The 23,540-nt window shown below is 70.1% G+C and carries 21 protein-coding genes; all 21 read right to left on the bottom strand.

Going from position 1 to position 23,540, the window contains the following annotated elements; genetic code table 11:
- Window positions 1-32 precede the first annotated feature (32 nt).
- Window positions 33-1,469 (bottom strand): F0F1 ATP synthase subunit beta, encoded by a 1,437-nt coding sequence (gene atpD, locus ACFW47_RS31335; RefSeq protein WP_272587637.1) that lies wholly within the window; start codon window positions 1,467-1,469, stop codon window positions 33-35.
- Window positions 1,469-2,386: a F0F1 ATP synthase subunit gamma gene (locus ACFW47_RS31330; protein ID WP_100048724.1), complete on the bottom strand. Its 918-nt coding sequence runs from the start codon at window positions 2,384-2,386 to the stop codon at window positions 1,469-1,471. Before ACFW47_RS31330 ends, atpD begins: the two co-directional genes overlap by 1 nt.
- Window positions 2,387-2,407: 21 nt before the next feature.
- Window positions 2,408-3,997 carry a F0F1 ATP synthase subunit alpha gene (gene atpA / locus ACFW47_RS31325; protein ID WP_386286914.1) on the bottom strand — a complete coding sequence of 530 codons (1,590 nt, stop codon included), beginning with the start codon at window positions 3,995-3,997 and terminating at the stop codon, window positions 2,408-2,410.
- Between the two features lie 169 nt (window positions 3,998-4,166).
- Window positions 4,167-4,982: a F0F1 ATP synthase subunit delta gene (locus ACFW47_RS31320; protein ID WP_386286912.1), complete on the bottom strand. Its 816-nt coding sequence runs from the start codon at window positions 4,980-4,982 to the stop codon at window positions 4,167-4,169.
- The gene (locus tag ACFW47_RS31315) at window positions 4,979-5,539 is read right to left on the bottom strand and encodes a F0F1 ATP synthase subunit B (protein ID WP_175461221.1); all 561 of its coding nucleotides are present in this window, start codon (window positions 5,537-5,539) and stop codon (window positions 4,979-4,981) included. Before ACFW47_RS31315 ends, ACFW47_RS31320 begins: the two co-directional genes overlap by 4 nt.
- A gap of 42 nt (window positions 5,540-5,581) precedes the next feature.
- Complete coding sequence (gene atpE / locus ACFW47_RS31310) at window positions 5,582-5,806, bottom strand: ATP synthase F0 subunit C (protein ID WP_030545783.1); 225 nt, start codon at window positions 5,804-5,806, stop codon at window positions 5,582-5,584.
- A gap of 73 nt (window positions 5,807-5,879) precedes the next feature.
- Window positions 5,880-6,719 (bottom strand): F0F1 ATP synthase subunit A, encoded by an 840-nt coding sequence (atpB, locus tag ACFW47_RS31305; RefSeq protein WP_179342282.1) that lies wholly within the window; start codon window positions 6,717-6,719, stop codon window positions 5,880-5,882.
- A 210-nt stretch (window positions 6,720-6,929) separates the two neighbouring features.
- The gene (locus tag ACFW47_RS31300) at window positions 6,930-7,364 is read right to left on the bottom strand and encodes a hypothetical protein (RefSeq protein WP_100048721.1); all 435 of its coding nucleotides are present in this window, start codon (window positions 7,362-7,364) and stop codon (window positions 6,930-6,932) included.
- A 302-nt stretch (window positions 7,365-7,666) separates the two neighbouring features.
- On the bottom strand, window positions 7,667-8,974 hold the full coding sequence (locus tag ACFW47_RS31295; RefSeq protein ID WP_386307807.1) for an MraY family glycosyltransferase: 1,308 nt from the start codon (window positions 8,972-8,974) through the stop codon (window positions 7,667-7,669).
- A gap of 130 nt (window positions 8,975-9,104) precedes the next feature.
- Window positions 9,105-10,361, bottom strand: a complete 1,257-nt coding sequence (glyA, locus tag ACFW47_RS31290; RefSeq protein ID WP_386286909.1) for a serine hydroxymethyltransferase — start codon at window positions 10,359-10,361, stop codon at window positions 9,105-9,107.
- A gap of 91 nt (window positions 10,362-10,452) precedes the next feature.
- The gene (locus tag ACFW47_RS31285) at window positions 10,453-11,133 is read right to left on the bottom strand and encodes a protein-tyrosine-phosphatase (RefSeq protein WP_386286907.1); all 681 of its coding nucleotides are present in this window, start codon (window positions 11,131-11,133) and stop codon (window positions 10,453-10,455) included.
- Window positions 11,130-11,777, bottom strand: a complete 648-nt coding sequence (locus ACFW47_RS31280) for an L-threonylcarbamoyladenylate synthase (protein WP_219182478.1) — start codon at window positions 11,775-11,777, stop codon at window positions 11,130-11,132. Before ACFW47_RS31280 ends, ACFW47_RS31285 begins: the two co-directional genes overlap by 4 nt.
- 50 nt (window positions 11,778-11,827) lie before the next feature.
- Complete coding sequence (prmC, locus tag ACFW47_RS31275) at window positions 11,828-12,673, bottom strand: peptide chain release factor N(5)-glutamine methyltransferase (RefSeq protein ID WP_073724179.1); 846 nt, start codon at window positions 12,671-12,673, stop codon at window positions 11,828-11,830.
- 51 nt (window positions 12,674-12,724) lie between these two features.
- Complete coding sequence (gene prfA, locus ACFW47_RS31270; RefSeq protein WP_272587629.1) at window positions 12,725-13,801, bottom strand: peptide chain release factor 1; 1,077 nt, start codon at window positions 13,799-13,801, stop codon at window positions 12,725-12,727.
- Between the two features lie 108 nt (window positions 13,802-13,909).
- Window positions 13,910-14,134, bottom strand: coding sequence for a 50S ribosomal protein L31 (gene rpmE, locus ACFW47_RS31265; protein WP_018571447.1), 225 nt, complete (start codon window positions 14,132-14,134; stop codon window positions 13,910-13,912).
- Between the two features lie 122 nt (window positions 14,135-14,256).
- A complete protein-coding gene (locus ACFW47_RS31260; protein WP_386307806.1) occupies window positions 14,257-15,405 on the bottom strand; it encodes an LCP family protein in 1,149 nt (382 codons plus the stop codon).
- 348 nt (window positions 15,406-15,753) lie between these two features.
- On the bottom strand, window positions 15,754-17,841 hold the full coding sequence (gene rho / locus ACFW47_RS31255) for a transcription termination factor Rho (protein ID WP_386307804.1): 2,088 nt from the start codon (window positions 17,839-17,841) through the stop codon (window positions 15,754-15,756).
- Window positions 17,842-18,251: 410 nt separating this feature from the next.
- Window positions 18,252-19,181 (bottom strand): homoserine kinase, encoded by a 930-nt coding sequence (gene thrB, locus ACFW47_RS31250; protein ID WP_386286900.1) that lies wholly within the window; start codon window positions 19,179-19,181, stop codon window positions 18,252-18,254.
- Between the two features lie 398 nt (window positions 19,182-19,579).
- Window positions 19,580-20,638 carry a threonine synthase gene (gene thrC, locus ACFW47_RS31245; RefSeq protein ID WP_073724183.1) on the bottom strand — a complete coding sequence of 353 codons (1,059 nt, stop codon included), beginning with the start codon at window positions 20,636-20,638 and terminating at the stop codon, window positions 19,580-19,582.
- Window positions 20,639-20,644: 6 nt separating this feature from the next.
- Window positions 20,645-21,937 carry a homoserine dehydrogenase gene (locus tag ACFW47_RS31240; RefSeq protein ID WP_382716442.1) on the bottom strand — a complete coding sequence of 431 codons (1,293 nt, stop codon included), beginning with the start codon at window positions 21,935-21,937 and terminating at the stop codon, window positions 20,645-20,647.
- A 201-nt stretch (window positions 21,938-22,138) separates the two neighbouring features.
- Window positions 22,139-23,530 carry a diaminopimelate decarboxylase gene (lysA, locus tag ACFW47_RS31235; RefSeq protein ID WP_386286897.1) on the bottom strand — a complete coding sequence of 464 codons (1,392 nt, stop codon included), beginning with the start codon at window positions 23,528-23,530 and terminating at the stop codon, window positions 22,139-22,141.
- Window positions 23,531-23,540: the final 10 nt, after the last annotated feature.

Raw genomic sequence — 23,540 nt, 5'->3', positions numbered from 1 at the left:
GTGAGCTCTGGGGCTCACGATGAGCACGGGGCTCAGGAGACGCCGAGCTCCTTCGCGTTCTTCTTCAGGTCCTCGATGCCACCGCACATGAAGAACGCCTGCTCCGGGAAGTGGTCGTACTCGCCGTCGCAGATCGCGTTGAAGGCCGCGATCGACTCGTCCAGCGGGACGTCCGACCCGTCGACGCCGGTGAACTGCTTGGCGACGTGGGTGTTCTGGGACAGGAAGCGCTCCACGCGACGGGCACGGTGGACGACGAGCTTGTCCTCCTCACCGAGCTCGTCGATACCGAGGATCGCGATGATGTCCTGCAGGTCCTTGTACTTCTGCAGGATGTTCTTCACGCGCATCGCGGCCTGGTAGTGGTCCGCCGCGATGTACCGCGGGTCGAGGATGCGGGACGTCGAGTCCAGCGGGTCCACGGCCGGGTAGATGCCCTTCTCGGAGATCGGACGGGAGAGCACCGTCGTCGCGTCGAGGTGGGCGAAGGTGGTGGCCGGGGCCGGGTCGGTCAGGTCGTCCGCGGGGACGTAGATCGCCTGCATCGAGGTGATCGAGTGACCACGGGTCGAGGTGATGCGCTCCTGGAGGAGACCCATCTCGTCGGCCAGGTTCGGCTGGTAGCCCACCGCGGAGGGCATGCGGCCGAGCAGGGTCGACACCTCGGAGCCCGCCTGGGTGAAGCGGAAGATGTTGTCGATGAAGAACAGCACGTCCTGCTTCTGGACGTCGCGGAAGTACTCGGCCATGGTCAGGCCGGCCAGCGCGACGCGCAGACGGGTGCCCGGCGGCTCGTCCATCTGACCGAAGACCAGCGCGGTCTTGTCGATGACGCCGGACTCGCTCATCTCGTCGATGAGGTCGTTGCCCTCACGGGTGCGCTCACCGACACCGGCGAACACGGAGACACCGTCGTGGTTGTTGGCGACGCGGTAGATCATCTCCTGGATGAGCACCGTCTTGCCGACGCCGGCGCCGCCGAACAGACCGATCTTGCCGCCCTTGACGTACGGGGTCAGCAGGTCGATGACCTTGACGCCGGTCTCGAACATCTCGGTCTTCGACTCGAGCTCGTCGAAGTTGGGCGCCTTGCGGTGGATCGGCCAGCGCTCGCCGGTGTACTCCTCGTCGACGTTCAGCACCTCACCGAGGGTGTTGAACACCTTGCCGGTGGTGAAGTCGCCGACCGGGACGGAGATCGACGTGCCGGTGTCGGTCACCGGGGCCTGGCGGACCAGGCCGTCGGTGGGCTGCATGGAGATGGTGCGGACCAGGCCGTCACCGAGGTGCTGCGCGACCTCGAGGGTCAGCGTCTTGAGCTCGCCCTCCTTGGCCGGGTCGGCGACCTCGACGTGCAGGGCGTTGTAGATCTCCGGCATGGCGTCGACGGGGAACTCCACGTCGACGACCGGGCCGATGACCCGGGCGACGCGGCCCGTGGCCGTCGCGGTCTCAACAGTGGTGGTCATTAGTTGTCACTCCCCGCGTTCGCGTCGGCCAGGGCACTGGCGCCACCGACGATCTCGCTGATTTCCTGGGTGATTTCGGCCTGGCGGGCCGCGTTGGCAAGACGGGAGAGCGTGTTGATCAGCTCGCCCGCGTTGTCGGTGGCCGACTTCATCGCGCGTCGGGTGGCGGCGTGCTTGGAGGCGGCCGACTGAAGCAGCGCGTTGTAGATGCGGCTCTCGACGTAGCGCGGCAGCAGGGCGTCGAGGACGTCCTCCGCCGACGGCTCGAAGTCGTACAGCGGGAGGATCTCGTCCTTCGCCGTGGACTCCTGCGCGACCTCTTCGAGGCGCAGGGGCAGCAGCCGGGAGTCGACCGCCGTCTGCGTCATCATCGAGACGAACTCGGTGTAGACGATGTGGAGCTCGTCCACGCCGCCCTCGGCCGTGTCCTTCTCGATCGCCTCGATCAGCGGCGCCGCGACCTTCTTGGCGTCCGCGTACGAGGGCTCGTCGGTGAAGCCCGCGAACGACTCCGCGACCTTGCGCTCACGGAAGTTGTAGTGGGCGAGACCGCGCCGGCCGACGATGTACGTGTCGACCTGCCTGCCCTCGCGCTCGAGACGCTCGGTCAGCTGCTCCGCCGCCTTGATGGCGTTGGAGTTGAAGGCGCCGGCCAGACCGCGGTCGCTCGTGAGGAGCAGGACCGCGGCACGGGTCGGGTTCTCCGCCTCCGTGGTGAGCGGGTGCTTCGTGTTCGACCCGGTACCGACCGCCGTGACCGCGCGGGTGAGCTCCTGCGCGTACGGCGTGGAGGCCGCCACCTTGCGCTGCGCCTTGACGACGCGCGAGGCGGCGATCATCTCCATCGCCTTGGTGATCTTCTTGGTCGCGGTGACGGATCGGATGCGACGCTTGTAGACCCGGAGCTGGGCTCCCATGAGTCAGGTCCCTTCCTTACGTCACTTGGCGGCGGACGGGGCGTCCTCGCCGAGCAGCTTGCCGTCCGAGGTCTCGAACTGCTTCTTGAACGACGCGATCGCCTCGGCGACGGCCTGCAGGGTGTCGTCCGACATCTTGCCGCCCTCGCGGATGGAGGTCATGAGGCCCTGCTCCTGACGGTGCAGGTACTCGAGCAGCTCCTTCTCGAAGCGGCGGATGTCGGCGACCGGCACCTCGTCCATCTTGCCGGTGGTGCCGGCCCAGACGGAGACGACCTGGTCCTCGGTGGCCATCGGCTGGTACTGGTCCTGCTTCAGCAGCTCGACCATGCGCTGACCGCGCTCCAGCTGCGACTTCGACGCGGCGTCCAGGTCGGAACCGAAGGCGGCGAACGCCTCAAGCTCACGGAACTGGGCGAGGTCCACGCGGAGGCGGCCGGAGACCTGCTTCATGGCCTTGTGCTGGGCGGAGCCACCGACTCGGGAGACCGAGATACCGACGTTCAGGGCCGGACGCTGACCGGCGTTGAACAGGTCGGACTCCAGGAAGCACTGGCCGTCGGTGATGGAGATGACGTTGGTCGGGATGAACGCCGAGACGTCGTTGGCCTTGGTCTCGACGATCGGCAGACCCGTCATCGAACCGGCGCCCATCTCGTCGGAGAGCTTCGCGCAGCGCTCCAGCAGACGGGAGTGCAGGTAGAAGACGTCACCCGGGTAGGCCTCGCGGCCCGGCGGGCGGCGCAGCAGCAGCGACACGGCGCGGTAGGCGTCGGCCTGCTTCGACAGGTCGTCGAAGATGATCAGGACGTGCTTGCCCTCGTACATCCACTGCTGGCCGATGGCCGAGCCGGTGTACGGCGCCAGGTACTTGAAGCCGGCCGGGTCGGAAGCCGGGGCGGCCACGATGGTCGTGTACTCCAGCGCGCCGTTCTCCTCCAGCGCGCGGCGGACCGACGCGATGGTGGAGCCCTTCTGGCCGATGGCGACGTAGATGCAGCGGACCTGCTTCTTCGGGTCGCCGGTGCGCCAGTTGTCACGCTGGTTGATGATCGTGTCGACGGCCAGGGCGGTCTTGCCGGTCTGGCGGTCGCCGATGATCAGCTGACGCTGACCGCGGCCGATCGGGGTCATGGCGTCGACGGCCTTGTAGCCCGTCTCCATCGGCTCGTGCACCGACTTGCGCTGCATGACCGTGGGGGCCTGCAGTTCGAGGGCGCGGCGGCCCTCGGTCTCGATTTCGCCGAGGCCGTCGATCGGGTTGCCGAGGGGGTCGACCACGCGGCCGAGGTAGCCCTCGCCCACGGCGACCGACAGGACCTCGCCGGTGCGGGTGACCGGCTGGCCCTCCTCGATGCCGCTGAACTCACCGAGGACGACGCAACCGATCTCGCGCTCCTCGAGGTTGAGGGCGAGGCCGAGGGTGCCGTCCTCGAACTTCAGCAGTTCGTTGGCCATGGCCGAGGGCAGGCCCTCGACCTTCGCGATGCCGTCGCCGGCAAGGGTGACCGTACCGACCTCCTCGCGCGAGGCCGCGTCCGGCTTGTACGACTGGACGAAGTTCTCCAGTGCGTCCCGGATCTCCTCCGGCCGGATCGTGAGCTCCGCCATCTGAGTTCCCTGCTCTCCTTGTTGGGCCCGAAGTTTCACTTGGGGGGTATTCCACGAGTCGGGACTCCCCCCAATGAGAGGTGAATCCTCTGCACGGCCCAACCAGGGCCGTCGTAAGTACGTACTGCTACTGCTCTACTGCTTGTTGTGCTGTTGTGGCGCGGGAGCGTCAGCTCGCCATCCGGCGGCCGGCGTCTTCCAGGCGGTCCGCGATGGAGCCGTTGATGACCTCGTCACCGACCTGCACCCGGATCCCGCCGAGGACCTCGGGGTCCACGTCGAGGTTGAGGTGCATCGGACGGCCGTAGACCTTCGCGAGGGCCGCGCCGAGGCGCTGCTTCTGCGTGTCGCTCAGCGGTACCGCCGAGGTGACGACGGCGACCATCCGGTCCCGCCGGTCGGCGGCGAGCTTGGACAGGGACTCGAGTCCCGACTCCAGGCTACGTCCCCGCGGCGCGGTGACAAGGCGCGTCACCAGTCGCTCGGTGGTCCGCTCCGCCCGGCCGCCGAGCAGGCCGCGCAGCAGCTCGCCCTTGGCCGCCGTGGTGGCCGAGCGGTTGGTCAGCGCGGCGCGCAGCTCGGTGTTCGAGGCGACGATCCGGCCGAACCGGAACAGCTCGTCCTCGACGTTGTCGAGCCGGCCCCGCTTCTGGGCGGCGGTGAGGTCGGCGGTGTTCGCCAGCTCCTCCAGGGCGTCCACCAGGTCGCGCGACTGCGACCAGCGGGAGCGCACCATGCCGGCCACCACGTCGGCGGCGGGGCCGCTGACCTGGGTGCCGAGGAGGCGCTGGGCGAGTTCGGCCTTGGCCTCGCCGGCCTGCGCCGGGTCGGTCAGGACCCGACGCAGCGACACCTCGCGGTGGAGCAGCGCGGTGACGGCGGCCAGCTCGTCGGCGAGCGAGCCGGCGTCCACGGACGTCGAGTCCGTCAGCGCGTCGAGACGCTCGCGTGCGGCAGCCAGGGCCTCGCGGCTCGCTCCGTTCATCGGGTCGCCTCTGCCTTCGTCGCCTTGTCGTCCAGCTCGTCCAGGAAGCGGTCGATCACGCGGCTCTGGCGGGCGTGGTCCTCGAGGGACTCGCCGACGAGCTTGCCGGCCAGCTCGGTGGCCAGCTTGCCGACGTCCTGGCGCAGCGCGGACGCGGCGGCCTTGCGGTCGGCCTGGATCTGGGCGTGACCGGCGGCGATGATCTCCTCACGCTGCCGCTGGCCTTCCGCGCGCATCTCGGCGATGAGCGTGGCGCCCTGCTCCTGCGCCTCCTGACGCAGGCGCGCGGCCTCGTGCCGGGCCTCGGCGAGCTGTGCCTTGTACTGCTCAAGGACGCTCTGGGCCTCGGTCTGCGCGGCCTCGGCCTTCTCGATACCGCCCTCGATGGCCTCGCGACGCTCTTCCAGAACCTTGTTGATGTTCGGGAGCAGCTTCTTGGCGAGGAAGCCGAAGACGATGACGAAAGCGATGAGGCCGATGACAACTTCCGGCCACGGCGGAATGAGGGGATTCTCCTTCTCACCCTCAGCCGCCAGGAAAACCAGGGCGGAGTTCACATCAGTGCCTTTCGTCGAAAGGGTCGGTCGTCAGTGCTCGTCTTAGTAGACGAACGGCATGACGAGACCGATGAGGGCGAGCGCCTCACAGAACGCGAAGCCCAGGATCTGGTTGGCGCGGATCAGACCGGCCGCCTCGGGCTGGCGGGCGAGGGCCTGGGTGCCGTTACCGAAGATGATGCCGACGCCGACGCCGGGGCCAATGGCGGCCAGGCCGTAACCGACGGAGCTGAGCGAACCTTCGACGGCAGCAAGGGTCTGGGACATGCCAGTTCTTCCTTCTCTTTACGGACCGGTGGGGGTTGGCCACCGGACGGCTGGGGGTGTGATGCGGGACGGCTCAGTGGTGCTCGGCGAGCGCGCCCTGGATGTAGGTGCAGGTCAGCAGCACGAACACGTACGCCTGCACGGCCTGGATGAAGAGCTCGAAGGCCGTCATGATGATCGTCATCACGAACGAGACGCCCGCGTAGGCGATGCCGATGCCGTTCAGCATGTACCAGCTGGCGATCGTGAAGAGGAGCAGCAGCGTGTGGCCCGCGAACATGTTCGCGAAGAGCCGGACGGCGTGGGTGAAGGGGCGGACCAGCAGGTTCGAGAAGAACTCGATGGTCATCGACAGCGGCAGCACGGCGCCGAGGGACTTGTCGTACCCCGTGACGTTCTTGAAGAAGCCGACGAAGCCGTGGCGCTTGAAGGTCAGCGAGACCCACAGGACGTAGACGATCAGGGCCAGGACCATCGGGTAGGCGATGATCGAGGTGACCGGGAACTGGGCGACCGGGATGATCGACCAGAGGTTCATCATCCAGACGAAGAAGAAGAGCGTCACGACGAGCGGGACGTACTTCTCGCCTTCCTTCTTGCCGATGGTCTCGTAGACGACACCGCGGCGGATGAAGTCGTAGCCGGCCTCGGCGACCATCTGGAGCTTGCCGGGGACGACCTTCGGCTTGTTGAAGGCGGCCCAGAAGAAGCCCACGATGATGACCGAGCCGAGCAGCGCGAGCAGCATCGGCTTGTTGAAGTACATGCCGTTGCCGTCTGCGTTGCCCCAGAGCGGCTCGAAGAGGAACGAGTGCAGGCCGGGAGCCGGGAAGCCACACCCGTCGAACAGGTGGCAGTCGGTCTCGAAGGCGAGCACCTGCGTCGGGTCAGCACTCACCGCGGGCTCCTTCATCGTGGCGCATGGGTACGGCAACCTCGTTGTGTCGGCGCGGCGCGGAGCCGCTGTACGGCACGGGACTGGTGTTACGGATGTGGGGGCGGCTGTGGGGCATCTCGCCTCGCGAATGAGCAGGCGTCAGCTGGGATGCCCGCGCCCGCGATGCCGCAGTTGGCACCGGACGATAGCAGGACTTCACATGCCTCTTTATCCCGGCCCTACCCGTCACGACGAGCGGCCCGTCTTTTCGGACTTTTCGCTCGACGACTCGGGCTCGACGTAGAGAATCTTGGCCTTCATGTGCGCCCGCGTCTGCGCGGCGATCCACGTGAGCGTGACGACGACCAAAGTGATCGCGAAGGACCGGGGGTTGAACAGCGTCGTGTTCTTGAACGCGGCCAGGAAGACGAACAGCAGCAGGATCTGTGCCGCGTAGAGCATCAGGCCCATCGCCTGGAAAAGGTGCGGAAGCGATTTGGCGGTGCGCTGCAGGACGTAGAGCCCGATCCCCATGAAGAGCATCGCCACCACGGTCGCGACGACGGCGCCGACCGCTCCCTTGCCGCCGGCGACCACGGCGCTGACGACGGCGGCTACTGCGCCGACGGCAGCCGTGGGCACGGCAGCCTGAAGCAAGGTCCGGACGTCATTGGACGGCATGGCGGCAACTCCGCTTTTTCACAGGGGGCAGGGTGTCGTCATGGACGAGCGTAGTCCCGGGCCGAACGGTGTCCTGACGCTCAAGAGACCGTCGCACTACGGTCCTTAAGCCTTACCCGGGGGTTCTCGTGAACCGTATCACAAACTATTTGATGAGGTCTTTACCTGAGGGTGTGCTTGCTGTCACACATGAGAGTGACGGTGCGCGTGTGTGCAATTACTGCGCCCACTTGTCTGGTAATGGGGCAGTTCGTTCCCCCACCAGTTGGCAATGCTCTAGTCAGATTCTTACCTTGCGCCTCTTACCTCGCGCGCGAACGGTGGCCCACGGCAGTGGCCCCGTTGGCGCCCGAGACGCCCACGGCCACGGGCACGCGCTCGTCTTCCTCGTCCGCCGTGGGCTCCGTCCCGGCCCCGGCCCCGGCCTCGACGGAGACGGCCCTGCGGCGGCGGTAGCGGGGCGGCACGAAGCGCTCGGCCCAGCGCGGGGCGCGCGGCGTGAAGCGGGGCAGCAGGAGCAGCACCAGCCCGACCGCGCTCAGCGCGACCACGCCCAGCACGATCCACATCGACGCCGAGTTGACCGAGTAGGCGAGCGCGCCGAAGGCGATCAGCGCCGACCAGAAGTACATGATCAGCACCGCGCGGCTGTGCGAGTGCCCCACCTCGAGCAGCCGGTGGTGCAGGTGCCCCCGGTCGGCGGCGAACGGCGACTGACCGCGCCAGGTGCGGCGCACGATCGCGAGGATCAGGTCGGCGGCCGGGATGGCGATGATGGTCAGCGGCATCAGCAGCGGGATGTAGACGGGCACCATCTGGTGCACGGTGTTGCGCTCGGAACCGGAGAACAGCTTCATCACGTCCGGGTCGACCTGCCCGGTCACCGAGATCGCGCCGGCCGCGAGGACGAGCCCGATCAGCATCGAGCCGGAGTCGCCCATGAAGATCCGGGCGGGGTGCATGTTGTGCGGCAGGAAACCGAGGCACATGCCCATGAGGATCACCGCGAACAGCGTGGCCGGTGCCGCGGCCTCGATGCCGTACGAGTACCAGATGCGGTAGGCGTACATGAAGAAGGCCGCCGCCGCGATGCAGACCATGCCCGCCGCGAGCCCGTCCAGGCCGTCCACGAAGTTGACCGCGTTGATGGTGATGACGACCAGCGCCACCGTCAGCAGCGTGCCCTGCCACTGGGTGAGCGCCACCGTGCCGACGCCCGGCAGCGGGATCCACAGGATGGTCAGTCCCTGGACCACCATCACACCGGCGGCGATCATCTGTCCGCCCAGCTTGATCAGGGCGTCGATCTCGAACTTGTCGTCCAGGACGCCGATCAGCCAGATCAGGGCGGCGCCGGAGAGCAGGGCGCGCGGCTCGTTGGACTTCTCGAAGACCTCACTGAGGTTGGTGAGGTGGTCGGCGACCAGCAGACCGGCGCACAGCCCGAAGAACATGGCGATACCGCCGAGGCGCGGAGTGGGCTCCCGGTGCACGTCACGTGCCCGGATCTCCGGCATCGCCCCCGCCACGATCGCGAACTTCCGTACCGGCCCGGTCAGCAGGTACGTCACCGCGGCCGTGATGCAGAGCGTCAGCAGGTATTCACGCACGGGCTTCCCCACAGGTCTCGCTGGCCATTCCCAGCCTCACACCCTAGCGATGCGCGCATATGGTTGAGGACTTCCGGGTAGCGACGATGGTTGCACGCGTGGCTGTGCACGTGCGTTCGCCTACCCCGCCTCAGTCCGGATACGGCGGGAACTGCGCGGCCAGATCCCGCACGTCGTCCCGCGCCTTCGCCGGGTCCGTGCCGCCCCTGAGCACCTCGGCGAGCAGGGTGGCCACCGCCCGCATCTCCCGCTCCCCCATGCCCTGTGTGGTGACGGCCGCGGTCCCCAGGCGCAGCCCGCGGGCGTCCGCGTGCGGCAGGGCGCAGCAGTCCAGGACGATCCCGGCCGCCGCGAGCCGGCCGCGCGCGGTCCTGCCGTCGACGCCGAGCGGGGCCGGGTCGGCGGTGAGCAGGTGGGTGTCGGTGCCCCCGGTGGTGACGGTCAGGCCCTCGGCTGCCAGGTGGGCGGCGAGGGTGCGGGCGTTGGCGATCACCTGACGGGTGTACGCGGCGAAGGCCGGGGTCGCCGCCTCGCCGAAGGCGACCGCCTTGGCGGCGATGGTGTGCATCTGCGCGCCGCCCTGCGTGAACGGGAACACGGCCCGGTCCACCCGCTCCGCCAGTTCGCCGCCGCACAGGACCATGCCGCCGCGCGGCCCCCGCAGCACCTTGTGCGTGGTGGCGCACACCACGTCGGCGTACGGCACCGGACTGGGCGCCGCTCCCCCCGCGACCAGCCCGATCGGGTGCGCGGCGTCCGCGATGAGGTAGGCGCCCACCTCGTCGGCGATGTCGCGGAAGGCCGCGTAGTCGGGGTTGCGGGGGTAGGCGATGGAACCGCACACGATCGCCTTGGGCCGGTGCGCACGGGCCAGGGTGCGCACCTGGTCGTAGTCGATCAGCCCGGTCTCGGCGTCCACGCCGTAGCCGACGAAGTCGAACCAGCGGCCGGAGAAGTTCGCCGGGGAGCCGTGGGTGAGGTGGCCGCCGTAGGGCAGGCCGAGGGCGAGGACGGTGTCCCCGGGGCGCAGCAGGGCGGCGTAGGCGGCCAGCACGGCGGAGGAGCCCGAGTGTGACTGCACGTTGGCGTGCTCGGCGCCGAAGAGGGTCCGGGCGCGCTCCACGGCGAGCCGCTCGGCGACGTCGACGATCTCGCAGCCGCCGTGGTGCCGGGCGCCCGGGTAGCCCTCGGCGTACTTGTTGGCCAGCGGGGAGCCGAGGGCGGCCAGCACCGCGGGGGACGTGAAGTTCTCGGCGGCGATCAGCTGGAGGGTCGTCGACTGGCGGCGGCCCTCGGCGAGCAGGATCTCGGCCAGCTCGGGGTCCTGGCGCAGCAGGACGCCGAGCGTGCTGTCATCGGCCTCGAGGATGTCGTGGGTGACCGACATGGTGCGCTCCGGGCGTGCGTCGACGGTGACGTAGGACCAATGTAGGCCCGGCACGCGAAAGCCGCCCGGCATCACCGCACGACGGTTCCGCCTACGCCCGCGCGCGGACCCCCGTCAACGCCGTCACCACCGGATCCAGCGCCTGGTGTATCTCGTCCCCGACCGACCGGAAGAAGGGCAGCGGCGCTCCGTAGGGGTCGTACACCTCGTCCGCCTCCGCCGTGGGGGCCAGCAGCCACCCGCGTAGAGCCGCCGCCGCGCGCACCAGGGCACGTGCGCGGACGACCACGCCGTCGTCCAGGGACGGCAGCGTCGCGGGGTCGATGGCGTTCACCAGGCGGGTGAACTCCTTGAGGGTGAAGGTGCGCAGTCCGGCCGAGTGGCCCATGGAGATGACCTGCGCGCGGTGGTCACGGGTCGCGGTGAGGACCAGGTCGGCGCGGATCACGTGCTCGTCGAGCAGTTCGCGCCCGGTGAAGCCGGCCGCGTCCGCGCCGAAGTCGGCGAGGACCGTCTCCGCGTTCGCCTCCATGGGCGCGCCCTCGTGGCCCCAGGTGCCCGCGCTCTCCACGATGAGGCCGCCGCCCAGCACACCGAGCCGCTCCGTCAGGAAATGCCGGGTCAGCCGCTCGGTGATGGGCGAGCGGCACACGTTTCCGGTGCTGACGTGGAGGATGCGGAAGCTGTCTCGCGGGAGACCGACGAACGTGGTCGTGATCTCCGCGGCGCGTTCCCCGTTGCCTATGCCACGCCCCGTCCCAGGGGCCGTCAATTCGCCACCTCGAGGTCGGGTACTACCTTCCGCAGCTCCTCGGCCGACAGCGCGCCCGCGCGCAGCAGCACGGGCACCTCGCGGGTGACGTCGACGATGGACGACGGGACGATGCCGGGGGTGGGGCCGCCGTCGAGGTAGACGGAGACGGAGTCGCCGAGCATCTGCTGGGCGGCGTCGCAGTCCTCGGGTGCCGGGTGGCCGGTGAGGTTGGCGGAGGAGACGGCCATGGGGCCGACCTCGGTGAGCAGCTCGATGGCGACCGGGTGCAGCGGCATGCGGACGGCGACCGTGCCACGGGTCTCGCCGAGGTCCCACTGGAGGGACGGCTGGTGCTTGGCGACCAGGGTCAGGGCGCCCGGCCAGAAGGCGTCGACCAGCTCCCAGGCCATCTCGGAGAAGTCGGTCACCAGGCCGTGCAGGGTGTTCGGCGAGCCGATGAGGACGGGCGAGGGCATGTTGCGGCCCCGGCCCTTGGCCTCCAGCAGGTCGCCGACGGCCTCCGGGGTGAAGGCGTCGGCGCCGATGCCGTACACGGTGTCCGTCGGCAGCACCACGAGCTCGCCACGGCGGACGGCGGACGCGGCCTCGCGCAGACCGGTCACACGGTCGGTCGCGTCGTTGGTGTCGTATCGCCGTGCCATCTAGCGGGCCTCCTCGTACACGTACTGCGGGGTTGAAGTCGGTTCGGTGCTCACGGCAGCGCCTTGCGGGCCGTCGCGAAGCGGGGGCGGTTGTTGAGGTCGGGATGGTCGGCCGCGTCGGCCCAGCCCCGCTCCTCGGTGAAGATCCACGGCACCTGGCCGCCCTGGGTGTCGGCGTGCTCGACGACGACGACCCCGCCGGGGCGCAGCAGCCGGTGCGCGGTGCGTTCCAGGCCCCGGATCAGGTCGAGGCCGTCCTCGCCGGAGAACAGAGCCAGCTCGGGATCGTGGTCGCGGGCCTCGGGGGCGACGTACTCCCATTCGGTGAGCGGGATGTACGGCGGGTTGGAGACGACCAGGTCGACCTGGCCGTCGAGGTCAGGGAAGGCCGTCAGGGCGTCGCCCTGGCGCAGTTCCACCCTGGACCCCTCCATGTTCTTCCGGGTCCACTTGAGGGCGTCCTCGGACAGCTCCACGGCGTACACGCGTGAGCGCGGCACCTCCTGCGCGAGGGCGAGCGCGATGGCGCCCGAGCCGGTGCACAGGTCGACGATGCAGGGCTCGACGACGTCCATGGCGCGTACGGCGTCTATGGCCCAGCCGACGACGGATTCCGTCTCGGGGCGGGGCACGAAGACGCCGGGGCCGACCTGGAGCTCCAGGTAGCGGAAGTAGGCGCGTCCGGTGATGTGCTGGAGCGGCTCGCGCGCCTCGCGGCGGGCGACGACCTCCCAGTACCGGGCGTCGAAGTCCGCGTCCGGCACGGTGTGCAGCTCGCCCCGCTTGACGCCGTGCAGGTACGCGGCGAGCTCCTCCGCGTCGGTGCGCGGCGAGGGCACGCCGGCGTCGGCCAGCCGCTGGGTGGCCTGGGCCACCTCCATGAGCAGCAGGTTCACGCTGGTCCTCCGGGGCTGAGCTGTTGTCCGGTGCGGGTGGTGCGGCGGTGCCTACGCGGCGGCGAGCTTGGCCGCCGAGTCCGCGTCGACGCAGGCCTGGATGACCGAGTCGAGGTCGCCGTCCAGGACCTGGTCCAGGTTGTACGCCTTGAAGCCGACGCGGTGGTCCGAGATGCGGTTCTCCGGGAAGTTGTACGTACGGATCTTCTCGGAGCGGTCGACGGTGCGGACCTGGCTGCGCCGGGCGTCCGCGGCCTCCTTCTCCGCCTCTTCCTGCGCCGCCGCGAGCAGCCTGGAGCGCAGGATACGCATCGCCTGCTCCTTGTTCTGCAGCTGGCTCTTCTCGTTCTGACAGGAGGCGACGACTCCGGTCGGGATGTGCGTGATGCGCACCGCGGAGTCGGTGGTGTTGACGGACTGGCCGCCGGGGCCGGAGGACCGGTACACGTCGATGCGCAGGTCGTTCGGGTTGATCTCGACGTCGATCTCCTCGGCCTCGGGGGTCACGAGGACACCCGCCGCGGAGGTGTGGATGCGGCCCTGCGACTCGGTGGCCGGCACGCGCTGCACGCGGTGCACTCCGCCCTCGTACTTCAGCCGCGCCCAGACGCCCTGCCCTGGCTCGGTGGCGCCCTGGCCGCCCTTGGTCTTCACGGCGACCTGGACGTCCTTGTAGCCGCCCAGCTCGGACTCGGTGGAGTCGATGATCTCGGTCTTCCAGCCGACGCGCTCGGCGTAGCGCAGGTACATGCGCAGCAGGTCGCCGGCGAACAGGGCGGACTCGTCGCCGCCCGCGCCTGCCTTGATCTCGAGGATGACGTCCTTGTCGTCGCTGGGGTCGCGCGGGACGAGGAGCAGGCGGAGCTTCTCGGTGAGCTCGTCGCGCTGCTTGTCCAGCTCCTTGACCTCGGCGGCGAAGTCGGGGTCGTCGGCGGCCAGCTCGCGCGCGGTCTCGATGTCGTCGCCCGTCTGCTTCCAGGAGCGGAACGTGGCGACGATCGGGGTCAGCTCGGCGTAGCGCTTGTTCAGCTTGCGCGCGTTGGCCTGGTCGGAGTGGACCGACGGGTCGGCGAGCTTCTTCTCCAGGTCGGCGTGCTCGGCGACGAGTTCCTCGACGGCCTCGAACATCTTGGGCTCCTGCTTACTGCTTGGAAGGGGAAGACGGGCGACCAAAAACGCCGGTCCCGGCGCTCCCCCGGCTGGGGGCGCGGCCGTGGACCGGCGATCGGTGGCTCGCTACTTCTTGGAGCCGGCGGCAGCCTTGCCGAAGCGGGCCTCGAAGCGGGCCACGCGGCCACCGGTGTCGAGGATCTTCTGCTTGCCCGTGTAGAACGGGTGGCACTCGGAGCAGACCTCGGCGCGGATGGTGCCGCTGTCGATGGTGCTGCGGGTGGTGAACGACGCGCCACAGGTGCAGCTGACCTGCGTCTCGACGTACTCGGGGTGGATGTCGCGCTTCAAGGTGTCTCCTAGGTTCGGGAGGGCACCGGGTCGCCGCCGCGGGATGCGGGAGCGTGAACCGGGGCCGACGTACCAGTCTGCCAGGACTGGTGTCTTCTCCCAAAACCGGGGGCCGCCGTCATCTATTCCGCCGCGTTCACGACACCCTTGGCCTCACCGGTGGCCGTGCCCTCCGTGGCCGACTTCGGGATCGGCTTGTCGTTCTTGAGGGCCGTCCACACCTGATCGGCCTTGGCCTTCTCCAGCAGGACCCGGTTCGGGTCCGCGGGGTCGTAGACGACCGGCATGGTGACCATGTGCATGCTGTCGGGGGTGATGCCCTTCAGACCGGTCGCGAAGGACATCAGGGAGTTCACCGAGCCGAGGTCGGAGTCGGTGGTCACGGTCTTGGTGGCGGTGTCGGCGATGTCGTACAGCTTCTTGGGGTTGCCGAGCAGGCCGATGTCCTTGACCTGGTCGACCAGTGCCTTGACGAAGGCCTGCTGGAGCTGGATGCGGCCGAGGTCGGAGCCGTCACCGACGCCGTGCCGGGTGCGGACCAGGCCGAGGGCCTGTTCGCCGTCGAGCGTGTGGGTGCCGGCGGGCAGGTCGAGGTGGCTGTCGGGGTCCTTGATGGCCTCGGTGGTGGTGACGTCGACGCCGCCCAGGTCGTCGATGAGCTGCTGGAAGCCCTTGAAGTCGACCTCAAGGTAGTGGTCCATGCGCAGCCCGCTGACCGACTCGACGGTCTTCACGGCGCAGGCGGCGCCGCCCGTGGAGTAGGCGGAGTTGAACATCACGGCGTTCGCCGCGGGGTGCTCGTCGCCGTCGGTGTCGGTGCACTCGGGGCGGTCGATGAGGGTGTCGCGCGGGATGGAGACCACGCTGGCCTTCTCGTGGCCCTTGTGGACGTGCACGATCATCGCGGTGTCGGAGCGGGCGGTGCCGTCGTCGGCGCCGCCGCCGAGCTTCTCGTTCCCGCCGGCGCGGGTGTCCGAGCCGAGCACGAGGATGTTCTGCGATCCGTCGTCGGCCTTCTGCGGCCGGTCGGTGCCGAGCACCTGGTCGATGTCGACGCTCTGGAGGTTGCCGTTGAGCTTGAAGAGCACGACTCCGGCGCCGGTGCCGCCCAGGACCACGATGCCCGCCGCGCTCCAGGCGGCGATGAGCAGGGCCTTGCGCCGCCTGCCCGGGGGCTTGCGGCGGCGGCCCTTGCCCCGGCGGCCGGGTCGGGTGGTGCGGGACTGCCCGGGGCCGGGTATCGCGGGATCCGGCGTGCTCTCGGCTGACATGGGCTCCTCGGTGGTCGTGCGGTCGGTTACCCCCTGCGCTCAGGGTCGGTCGGTCGGCTCCGGCGGGTTTGTACCGGTACCTCACCATCGTCCCCCCGTGTCTGAGACGGCGGAACTCGGGACAGGGTTGCACAACGGTCTGTGGCGACCGGGTGGGCACTCGGTCACGGAACGTACTCACCGCCCTCCCGGCCCCGGCGCTGACCTGCGTGTCCGTGGCCACCCGGGAGAGGGTTCACGGACCGCCGTGCGACGGCGGCCTGTGGCGAAGGTCGCAACACGGAAGGGCCGCCCCCCGCGAGGGAGGCGGCCCTTCCGATGGCCTTCGACGGAGTGCCCGGCGGCGACTCAGTCGCCGTTGCCCGGGGTCGGCGTCGTCTTCTGGATCTGCATCAGGAACTCGACGTTCGACTTGGTCTGCTTCATCTTGTCGAGGAGCAGCTCGATCGCCTGCTGCTGGTCGAGGGCGTGCAGCACCCGGCGCAGCTTCCAGGTGACGGCCAGCTCCTCGCTGCCGAGCAGGATCTCCTCCTTGCGGGTGCCGGACGCGTCGACGTCCACCGCCGGGAAGATGCGCTTGTCGGCGAGCTTCCGGTCGAGCTTGAGCTCGGCGTTGCCGGTGCCCTTGAACTCCTCGAAGATGACCTCGTCCATGCGGGACCCGGTGTCCACCAGGGCGGTGGCGAGGATGGTCAGCGAGCCGCCGTCCTCGATGTTGCGGGCCGCACCGAAGAAGCGCTTCGGCGGGTACAGGGCGGTCGAGTCGACACCACCGGACAGGATGCGGCCGGAGGCCGGGGCGGCGAGGTTGTACGCGCGGCCCAGACGGGTGATCGAGTCGAGCAGGACGACCACGTCGTGTCCCAGCTCCACCAGGCGCTTGGCGCGCTCGATGGCGAGCTCGGCGACCGTGGTGTGGTCCTCGGCCGGACGGTCGAAGGTCGAGGAGATGACCTCGCCCTTCACCGACCGCTGCATGTCGGTGACCTCTTCCGGACGCTCGTCGACGAGGACGACCATCAGGTGGCACTCGGGGTTGTTGTGCGTGATCGCGTTGGCGATCGCCTGCATGATCATGGTCTTGCCGGTCTTCGGCGGGGCCACGATCAGGCCGCGCTGGCCCTTACCGATCGGTGCGACGAGGTCGATGATGCGGGTGGTGAGGACGCCCGGGTCCGTCTCCAGGCGGAGGCGGTCCTGCGGGTACAGCGGCGTCAGCTTGTTGAACTCCGGGCGGCCGCGGCCGTGTTCGGGGGCCATGCCGTTGACGGAGTCGAGGCGGACGAGGGCGTTGAACTTCTCGCGGCGCTCGCCTTCCTTGGGCTGGCGCACGGCACCGGTGATGTGGTCGCCCTTGCGCAGGCCGTTCTTGCGGACCTGGGCGAGGGAGACGTACACGTCGTTCGGGCCCGGCAGGTAGCCGGAGGTGCGGATGAACGCGTAGTTGTCGAGGATGTCCAGGATGCCCGCGACGGGGATCAGGACGTCGTCCTCGTTGATCTGCGGCTCCTGCACCTCGTCGCGCCCACGACGGCCCCGGCGGTCGCGGTAGCGGCCGCGGCGGCCGCGGCGGCCGCCGCCGTCGTCGTCGTAGCCGTCGTCCTGCTGGCGGTCCTGGCGGCCGCCGCCCTGCTGGCGGTCCTGGCGGCCGCCGCCCTGGTTCTGGTCGTCGCCCTTGCCCCGGCGGTCGCGGCCGCCGTCGCGGTCACGGTCCCGGCCGCGCTCCCGGCGGTCGCGACGGCGGCCCTCGCCGCCCTCGCCGTCGGAGCGGGAGTCGCCCTGTCCCTGCTGGTGGCCCTGACCCTGCTGCTGGGCCGACGACTCGGCCTTCGGCTCGCTGCGGGTCTCCACGGCCACGGTCTCGGCGGCCGCGGACGGGCTGCCCGCGTCGGCGGTGGCCCGGCGGCGCCGGCGCTCGGCGGGGGCCTCGTCACCGGCGGCACCGGCCTGGTCGCCCGAGGGCGAGACCTTGGGGGACGGCTGACCGGGGATCTCGATCTGCTGCTGGGCGGCGGCCTTGTCGGCGGCCGTCTTGTCCGCCTTCTTCCCGGCCTTCTCCGCCTTGCCGGACTTCTCGGCCTTCTCCGCCTTCTCGGCGGGGGCCTCGTCATTCGTACGGGTGCGGGAGGTGGTGCGGCGCTTGGGCTTGGTCTCGCCGGCGGTGTCCGCGGCGGCGGGCGCGGCCTTGGCGGGGGCTCCCCCGGCGGCCTGCGCCTCCTTGATGACCTCGATCAGCTGGCTCTTGCGCATCCGCGCGGTGCCCCTGATGCCGAGGCCGGATGCGACCTGCTGCAGCTCGGCCAGCACCATGCCCTCGAGGCCGGTACCGCGGCGCCGCCGGGAGCCGGCACCGGTGGCAGGCGCGGAGGCGTCCGTGGCGGGCGCGGCAGCGGTCTCCTCGACACGTGCGCCCATCAGATCGGTGGTGTCGCTCACGAAGGGTCCTTCCCTGGAGCGGACGTCGGCCTGTCTGGCTCGGCGACCGGTTGTGCTGTCCGGCTTCGGTCCTTGCTGTGCGAACCGTGCCGGGGCGGTGGTCCGCCTGAACGGCGGAAGAGATATCTGGTGATGGCGCGCCCCCTGGCCGTGGCACCCGGTGTCTGTGTCACGCGGCGTGGTCGCACCTGTTCCGAAACGTGCCCGGCGGGCCGCTCAGTGTCCGCGTCGGCCGTACTGACCACGTACGACGTCCACTGCACAATGCGGCTTGGGGGGCTCTCGGAAGAATGTCTGTCCCGGACGGGGACACGAGGCACCTCGCCATGGTGGGGTCGGGTGCAGACTTGAGGTTAACACTACCGGATCCAACAAACATTCCCCCTCTCGAAATCCGGCAACCCACGCGTCTAGATGTCGCTGGAGGTCGCCAGGGGCAGGACGCTCGCGCCCTGCTGGTCCAGGCCGAGCCGGTTGGCCGCCCAGTCCGTGCCGGCCAGCGCCTCGACCTTGTCGGCCGTGTCTGCGTCGGCCAGTGCCATCACCGTGGGCCCCGCGCCGGAGATCACCGCGGGGACGCCGTCGGCGCGCAGCCGCTCCACCAGCGCCGCGCTCTCCGGCATGGCCGGCGCGCGGTACTCCTGGTGCAGACGGTCCTCGGTGGCCGGCAGCAGCAGCTCGGGGCGCCTGGTGAGGGCCTCGACGAGCAGCGCGGCGCGGCCGGCGTTGGCGGCGGCGTCGACGTGCGGGACGGTGCGCGGGAGGAGACCGCGGGCGGTCTCCGTCAGTACCGGCTTTCCGGGCACGAAAACCACCGGAACGATGGAATCGGCGGGCTGCATCCTGATCGCCCTGGCGGCGCCGGACTCCATCCAGGACAGGGTGAAACCGCCCAGCAGGCAGGCCGCGACGTTGTCGGGGTGGCCCTCGATCTCGGTGGCGAGGTCGAGCAGCGCGGCGTCGTCGAGGCGGGCCTCGCCGCCTATGGTCACCGCGCGCGCGGCGACGATGCCCGCGCAGATGGCGGCGGAGGAGGAGCCGAGGCCGCGGCCGTGCGGGATGCGGTTGGCGCAGACGATCTCCAGGCCGCGCGGCTGTCCGCCCAGCAGGTCGAAGGCGGTGCGCAGGGAGCGGACGAGGAGGTGCTTCTCGTCGCGCGGCAGGGTCTCGCTGCCCTCACCGGCGATGTCGATGTGCAGCCCGGAGTCGGCCACCCGGACGACCACGTCGTCGTACAAGCCCAGCGCGAGGCCGAGGGCGTCGAAGCCCGGGCCGAGGTTGGCGCTGGTGGCGGGGACGCGCACCCTGACGGCGGCGGCGCGGAACGCTGGACCGGCCATCTCTCGATGACTCTCCTTGAGCTGCGTGACTGTCGAATGACATTCGATGACGTACGGGACGCTGGGGCTCGCCGCTTCCTGCCGAACGACCGGCCCGTGCCGACCGCGGTCGGTCCCGGTCGGTCGCGACCGGCCACGACCAGCCGCTTCCCGACCGCTTCCCGACCGCGGAGACAGCGCGGCGCCGCGGCATATGCGGCAGGCGGGTTCGGTACAGCCTATCGAAGGAAGGTTCTGTGGCGACATAGGGCGCACAGGAGGCGCACGATGCGTGTCGTAAGCCCCCTGTGCACCCCCCGTAAAGGACTTTCCCGGCCGAGCGTCGCTTACGCCCTCTTACGCCGGTGAGATGGGCGCGACCTCGGGCCCGGCGGTCGTGCCGGGCCCGGGGAGGGCGCTCAGATCAGGCCGAGCCGCTCGGCGGCCGTCGCCGCGTCGACCGGGACGGTGACGGGCTGCGGGGCGCCGGCGACGGCCCAGTCGGGGTCCTTGAGCCCGTTGCCGGTGACGGTGCACACGATGCGCTGCCCCGGGTCGACCTTGCCGAGCTCGGCGGCCTTCAGCAGGCCGGCGACCGACGCGGCGGAGGCGGGCTCGACGAAGACGCCCTCCTGGGAGGCCAACAGCCGGTAGGCGCGCAGGATCTCACGGTCCGTCACCTCGTCGATGGCGCCGCCCGACTCGTCCCGCGCGGCGAGCGCGAGGTCCCAGGACGCGGGGTTGCCGATGCGGATGGCGGTGGCGATGGTCGACGGGTCCTTGACGACCTCGCCGCGCACGATCGGGGCGCTGCCGGAGGCCTGGAACCCCCACATGCGCGGCGTCTTCGTGCTGACCCCGTCCGCGGCGTACTCCCTGTACCCCTTCCAGTACGCGGTGATGTTGCCCGCGTTGCCGACCGGCAGGACGTGGATGTCGGGGGCGTCGCCGAGCATGTCCACGATCTCGAAGGCGGCCGTCTTCTGCCCCTCGATGCGCACCGGATTGACCGAATTGACCAGCGCCACCGGGTAGTTGTCGCTGAGCGCGCGGGCAAGGGTGAGGCAGTCGTCGAAGTTGCCGTCAACCTGGAGGATCTTCGCGCCGTGCACGAGGGCCTGGCCCATCTTGCCGAGCGCGATCTTGCCCTGCGGCACGAGCACCGCGGACACCATGCCCGCGCGCACGCCGTACGCGGCGGCGGAGGCGGAGGTGTTCCCGGTGGACGCGCAGATGACGGCCTGCGCGCCCTCCTCCTTGGCCTTGCTGATGGCCATGGTCATGCCGCGGTCCTTGAAGGACCCGGTCGGGTTCGCCCCCTCGACCTTGAGGTGGACCTCGCAGCCCGTGCGCTCGGAGAGCACCTGCGCGGGCACGAGCGGCGTGCCGCCCTCGCGGAGCGTCACGACGGGCGTGCTGTCGGAGACGGGCAGCCGGTCCCGGTACTCCTCGATGATTCCGCGCCACTGGTGGGTCATTGCTGGTTACTCTCCTTCAACCCGCATGATGCTGGCGACACCCCGCACGGTGTCGAGCTTGCGCAGCGCCTCGACCGTACCGCCGAGGGCGGCGTCGGACGCACGGTGGGTGACGACGACGAGGGAGGCCTCGCCGTCCTTGCCGGACTGCCGCACGGTGTCGATGGAGACACCGTGCTCCGCGAACACGGTCGCGACCTGGGCGAGCACGCCCGGTTTGTCGGCGACGTCGAGGCTGATGTGGTAGCGCGTGACGACGTCGCCCATCGGCGAGACGGGCAGTGCGGCATAGGCGGACTCGCCGGGTCCGGTTGCGCCGCCGATCCGGTTGCGGCAGACCGCCACCAGGTCGCCGAGGACTGCGGACGCGGTCGGCGAACCGCCGGCGCCGGGCCCGTAGAACATGAGCTGACCGGCGGCCTCGGACTCGACGAAGACGGCGTTGTAGGCCTCGCGCACGTTCGCCAGCGGGTGGCTGAGCGGGATCATCGCGGGATGCACACGCGCGGTGACCGATCCTCCGTCCGCCGCCCGCTCGCAGATGGCCAGCAGCTTGATGGTGCAGCCCATCTCCTTGGCGGAGGCGAAGTCGGCGGCGGTGACCTCGGTCATGCCCTCGCGGTAGACGTCGTCGAGACGCACGCGCGTGTGGAAGGCGATCCCGGCGAGGATGGCGGCCTTGGCGGCGGCGTCGAAGCCCTCGACGTCGGCGGTCGGGTCGGCCTCGGCGTACCCGAGGGCGGTGGCCTCGTCGAGCGCCTCCTGGTACCCGGCGCCGGTGGTGTCCATGGCGTCGAGGATGAAGTTGGTCGTCCCGTTGACGATGCCGAGCACCCGGTTGACCTTGTCCCCGGCCAGCGACTCGCGCAGCGGGCGGATCAGCGGGATGGCACCGGCGACGGCGGCCTCGTAGTAGAGGTCCTTGCCGTGCTCGTCGGCCGCGGCGTGCAGCGAGGCGCCGTCCTGGGCGATGAGCGCCTTGTTGGCGGACACCACGGACGCGCCGTGCTCGATGGCGGTGGTGATGAGCGTCCGGGCGGGCTCGATGCCGCCGATGACCTCGACGACGACGTCGATGTCCCCGCGTTTGACCAGGGCGGTGGCGTCGGTGGTGACGAGGGCCGGGTCGATCCCCTCGCGCACCTTGTCGGGCCGCCGTACGGCCACGCCCGCCAGCTCCACCGGGGCCCCGATCCGGGCGGCGAGGTCGTCGGCGTGCGTCGTCATGATGCGCGCCACCTCTGAGCCGACCACTCCACAGCCCAGCAGCGCCACCTTCAGCGGACGCGTACGCATCATCCGACCTCGTTTCCTCTTACCGTCTACGGTTCGACCAGTCTCACGCACCGGACGGGATTTCCTGCCATTCGTCCGCATCATGAGACGTTTATTTCATTTTTCGCAGGGCCGGCGGCGAAAGATCTTGCGTCGCCCGCCCCGCTCCATCGTCCATGGTGCGGCGCCGCCGCGGCGCCGTGTCCGGCGCCGGGGCGCGGACCCTCACCCGACGTCGAGGCGCAGCAGATCCTCCTCGGTCTCCCGCCGCACGATGACCCGGGCCTCGCCCTCCCGCACGGCTACGACGGGCGGACGCAGCACGTGGTTGTAGTTGCTGGCCATGGAACGGCAGTACGCCCCGGTCGCGGGTACGGCGATGAGGTCCCCGGGCGCCAGGTCCCCCGGCAGGAAGGCGTCCTTGACCACGATGTCCCCGCTCTCGCAGTGCTTGCCCACCACCCGCGTGAGCATCGGCTCGGCGTCGGAGGTGCGGGAGACGAGGGCGACGGTGTACTCGGCGTCATACAGCGCGGTGCGGATGTTGTCCGACATGCCGCCGTCGACGGAGACGTAGGTGCGCAGCCCTTCGAGCGGCTTGACGGTGCCGACCTCGTAGAGCGTGAAGGCGGTCGGCCCGACGATGGCCCGCCCGGGCTCGACGGAGATGCGAGGCGTACGCAGCTTCGCGCCCTCGCACTCCCGGGTCACGATCTCGGTGAGCGCCTTGGCGATCTCGTGCGGCTCGCGGGGGTCGTCGTCACTGGTGTACGCGATGCCGAGCCCGCCACCGAGGTCGATCTCGGGCAGCTCGATCCCGTGCTCGTCGCGGATGTCCTTGAGCAGCCCGACGACCCGGTGCGCGGCGACCTCGAACCCGGACATGTCGAAGATCTGCGACCCGATGTGCGAGTGAATCCCGATGACCTCGAGCCCGTCCAGCTGAAGCGCCCGCCGCACGGCTTCGGCGGCTTGCCCGCCCGCCAGCGGAATCCCGAACTTCTGATCCTCGTGGGCCGTGGCGATGAACTCGTGCGTGTGCGCTTCGACCCCGACGGTGATCCGGATCTGCACCCGCTGCCGCTTCCCGAGGGACTGGGCGATGTGGGCGACCCGCACGATCTCCTGGAACGAGTCGAGCACGATCCGCCCGACCCCGGCGCGCACGGCCCGCTCGATCTCCTCCGGCGACTTGTTGTTGCCGTGGAAGGCGATGCGGTCGGCGGGCATCCCGGCGGACAGCGCGGTGGCGAGCTCGCCACCCGAGCACACGTCGAGGTTGAGCCCCTCCTCGTGCAGCCACCGCACGACGGCGCGGGAGAGGAACGCCTTGCCGGCGTAGAAGACGTCGGCGTCCGTGCCGAAGGCGGTGCGCCAGGCCCGCGCCCGGGCCCGGAAGTCGGCCTCGTCGAGGACGTAGGCGGGGGTGCCGTACTCCTCGGCGAGCCGGGTGACGCTGATCCCGCCGACGGTGACGGCACCGTCCTGGTCCCGGTCCACGGTCTGCGCCCACACCTTGGGGTCGAGGGCGTTGAGGTCGGCGGGCGGGGCGGAGTAGTGGCCCTCGGGCAGGACATCGGCGTGGCGGGGCCCGGCGGGGTGTGCGGAACGGCTCATGACGTCTTCT

The sequence above is a fragment of the Streptomyces sp. NPDC058796 genome (assembly GCF_042745235.1).
Lineage (GTDB): Bacteria > Actinomycetota > Actinomycetes > Streptomycetales > Streptomycetaceae > Streptomyces.
Note: the sequence above shows the minus strand (reverse complement) of the source record. Positions and strands in the feature narration are given on the sequence as shown.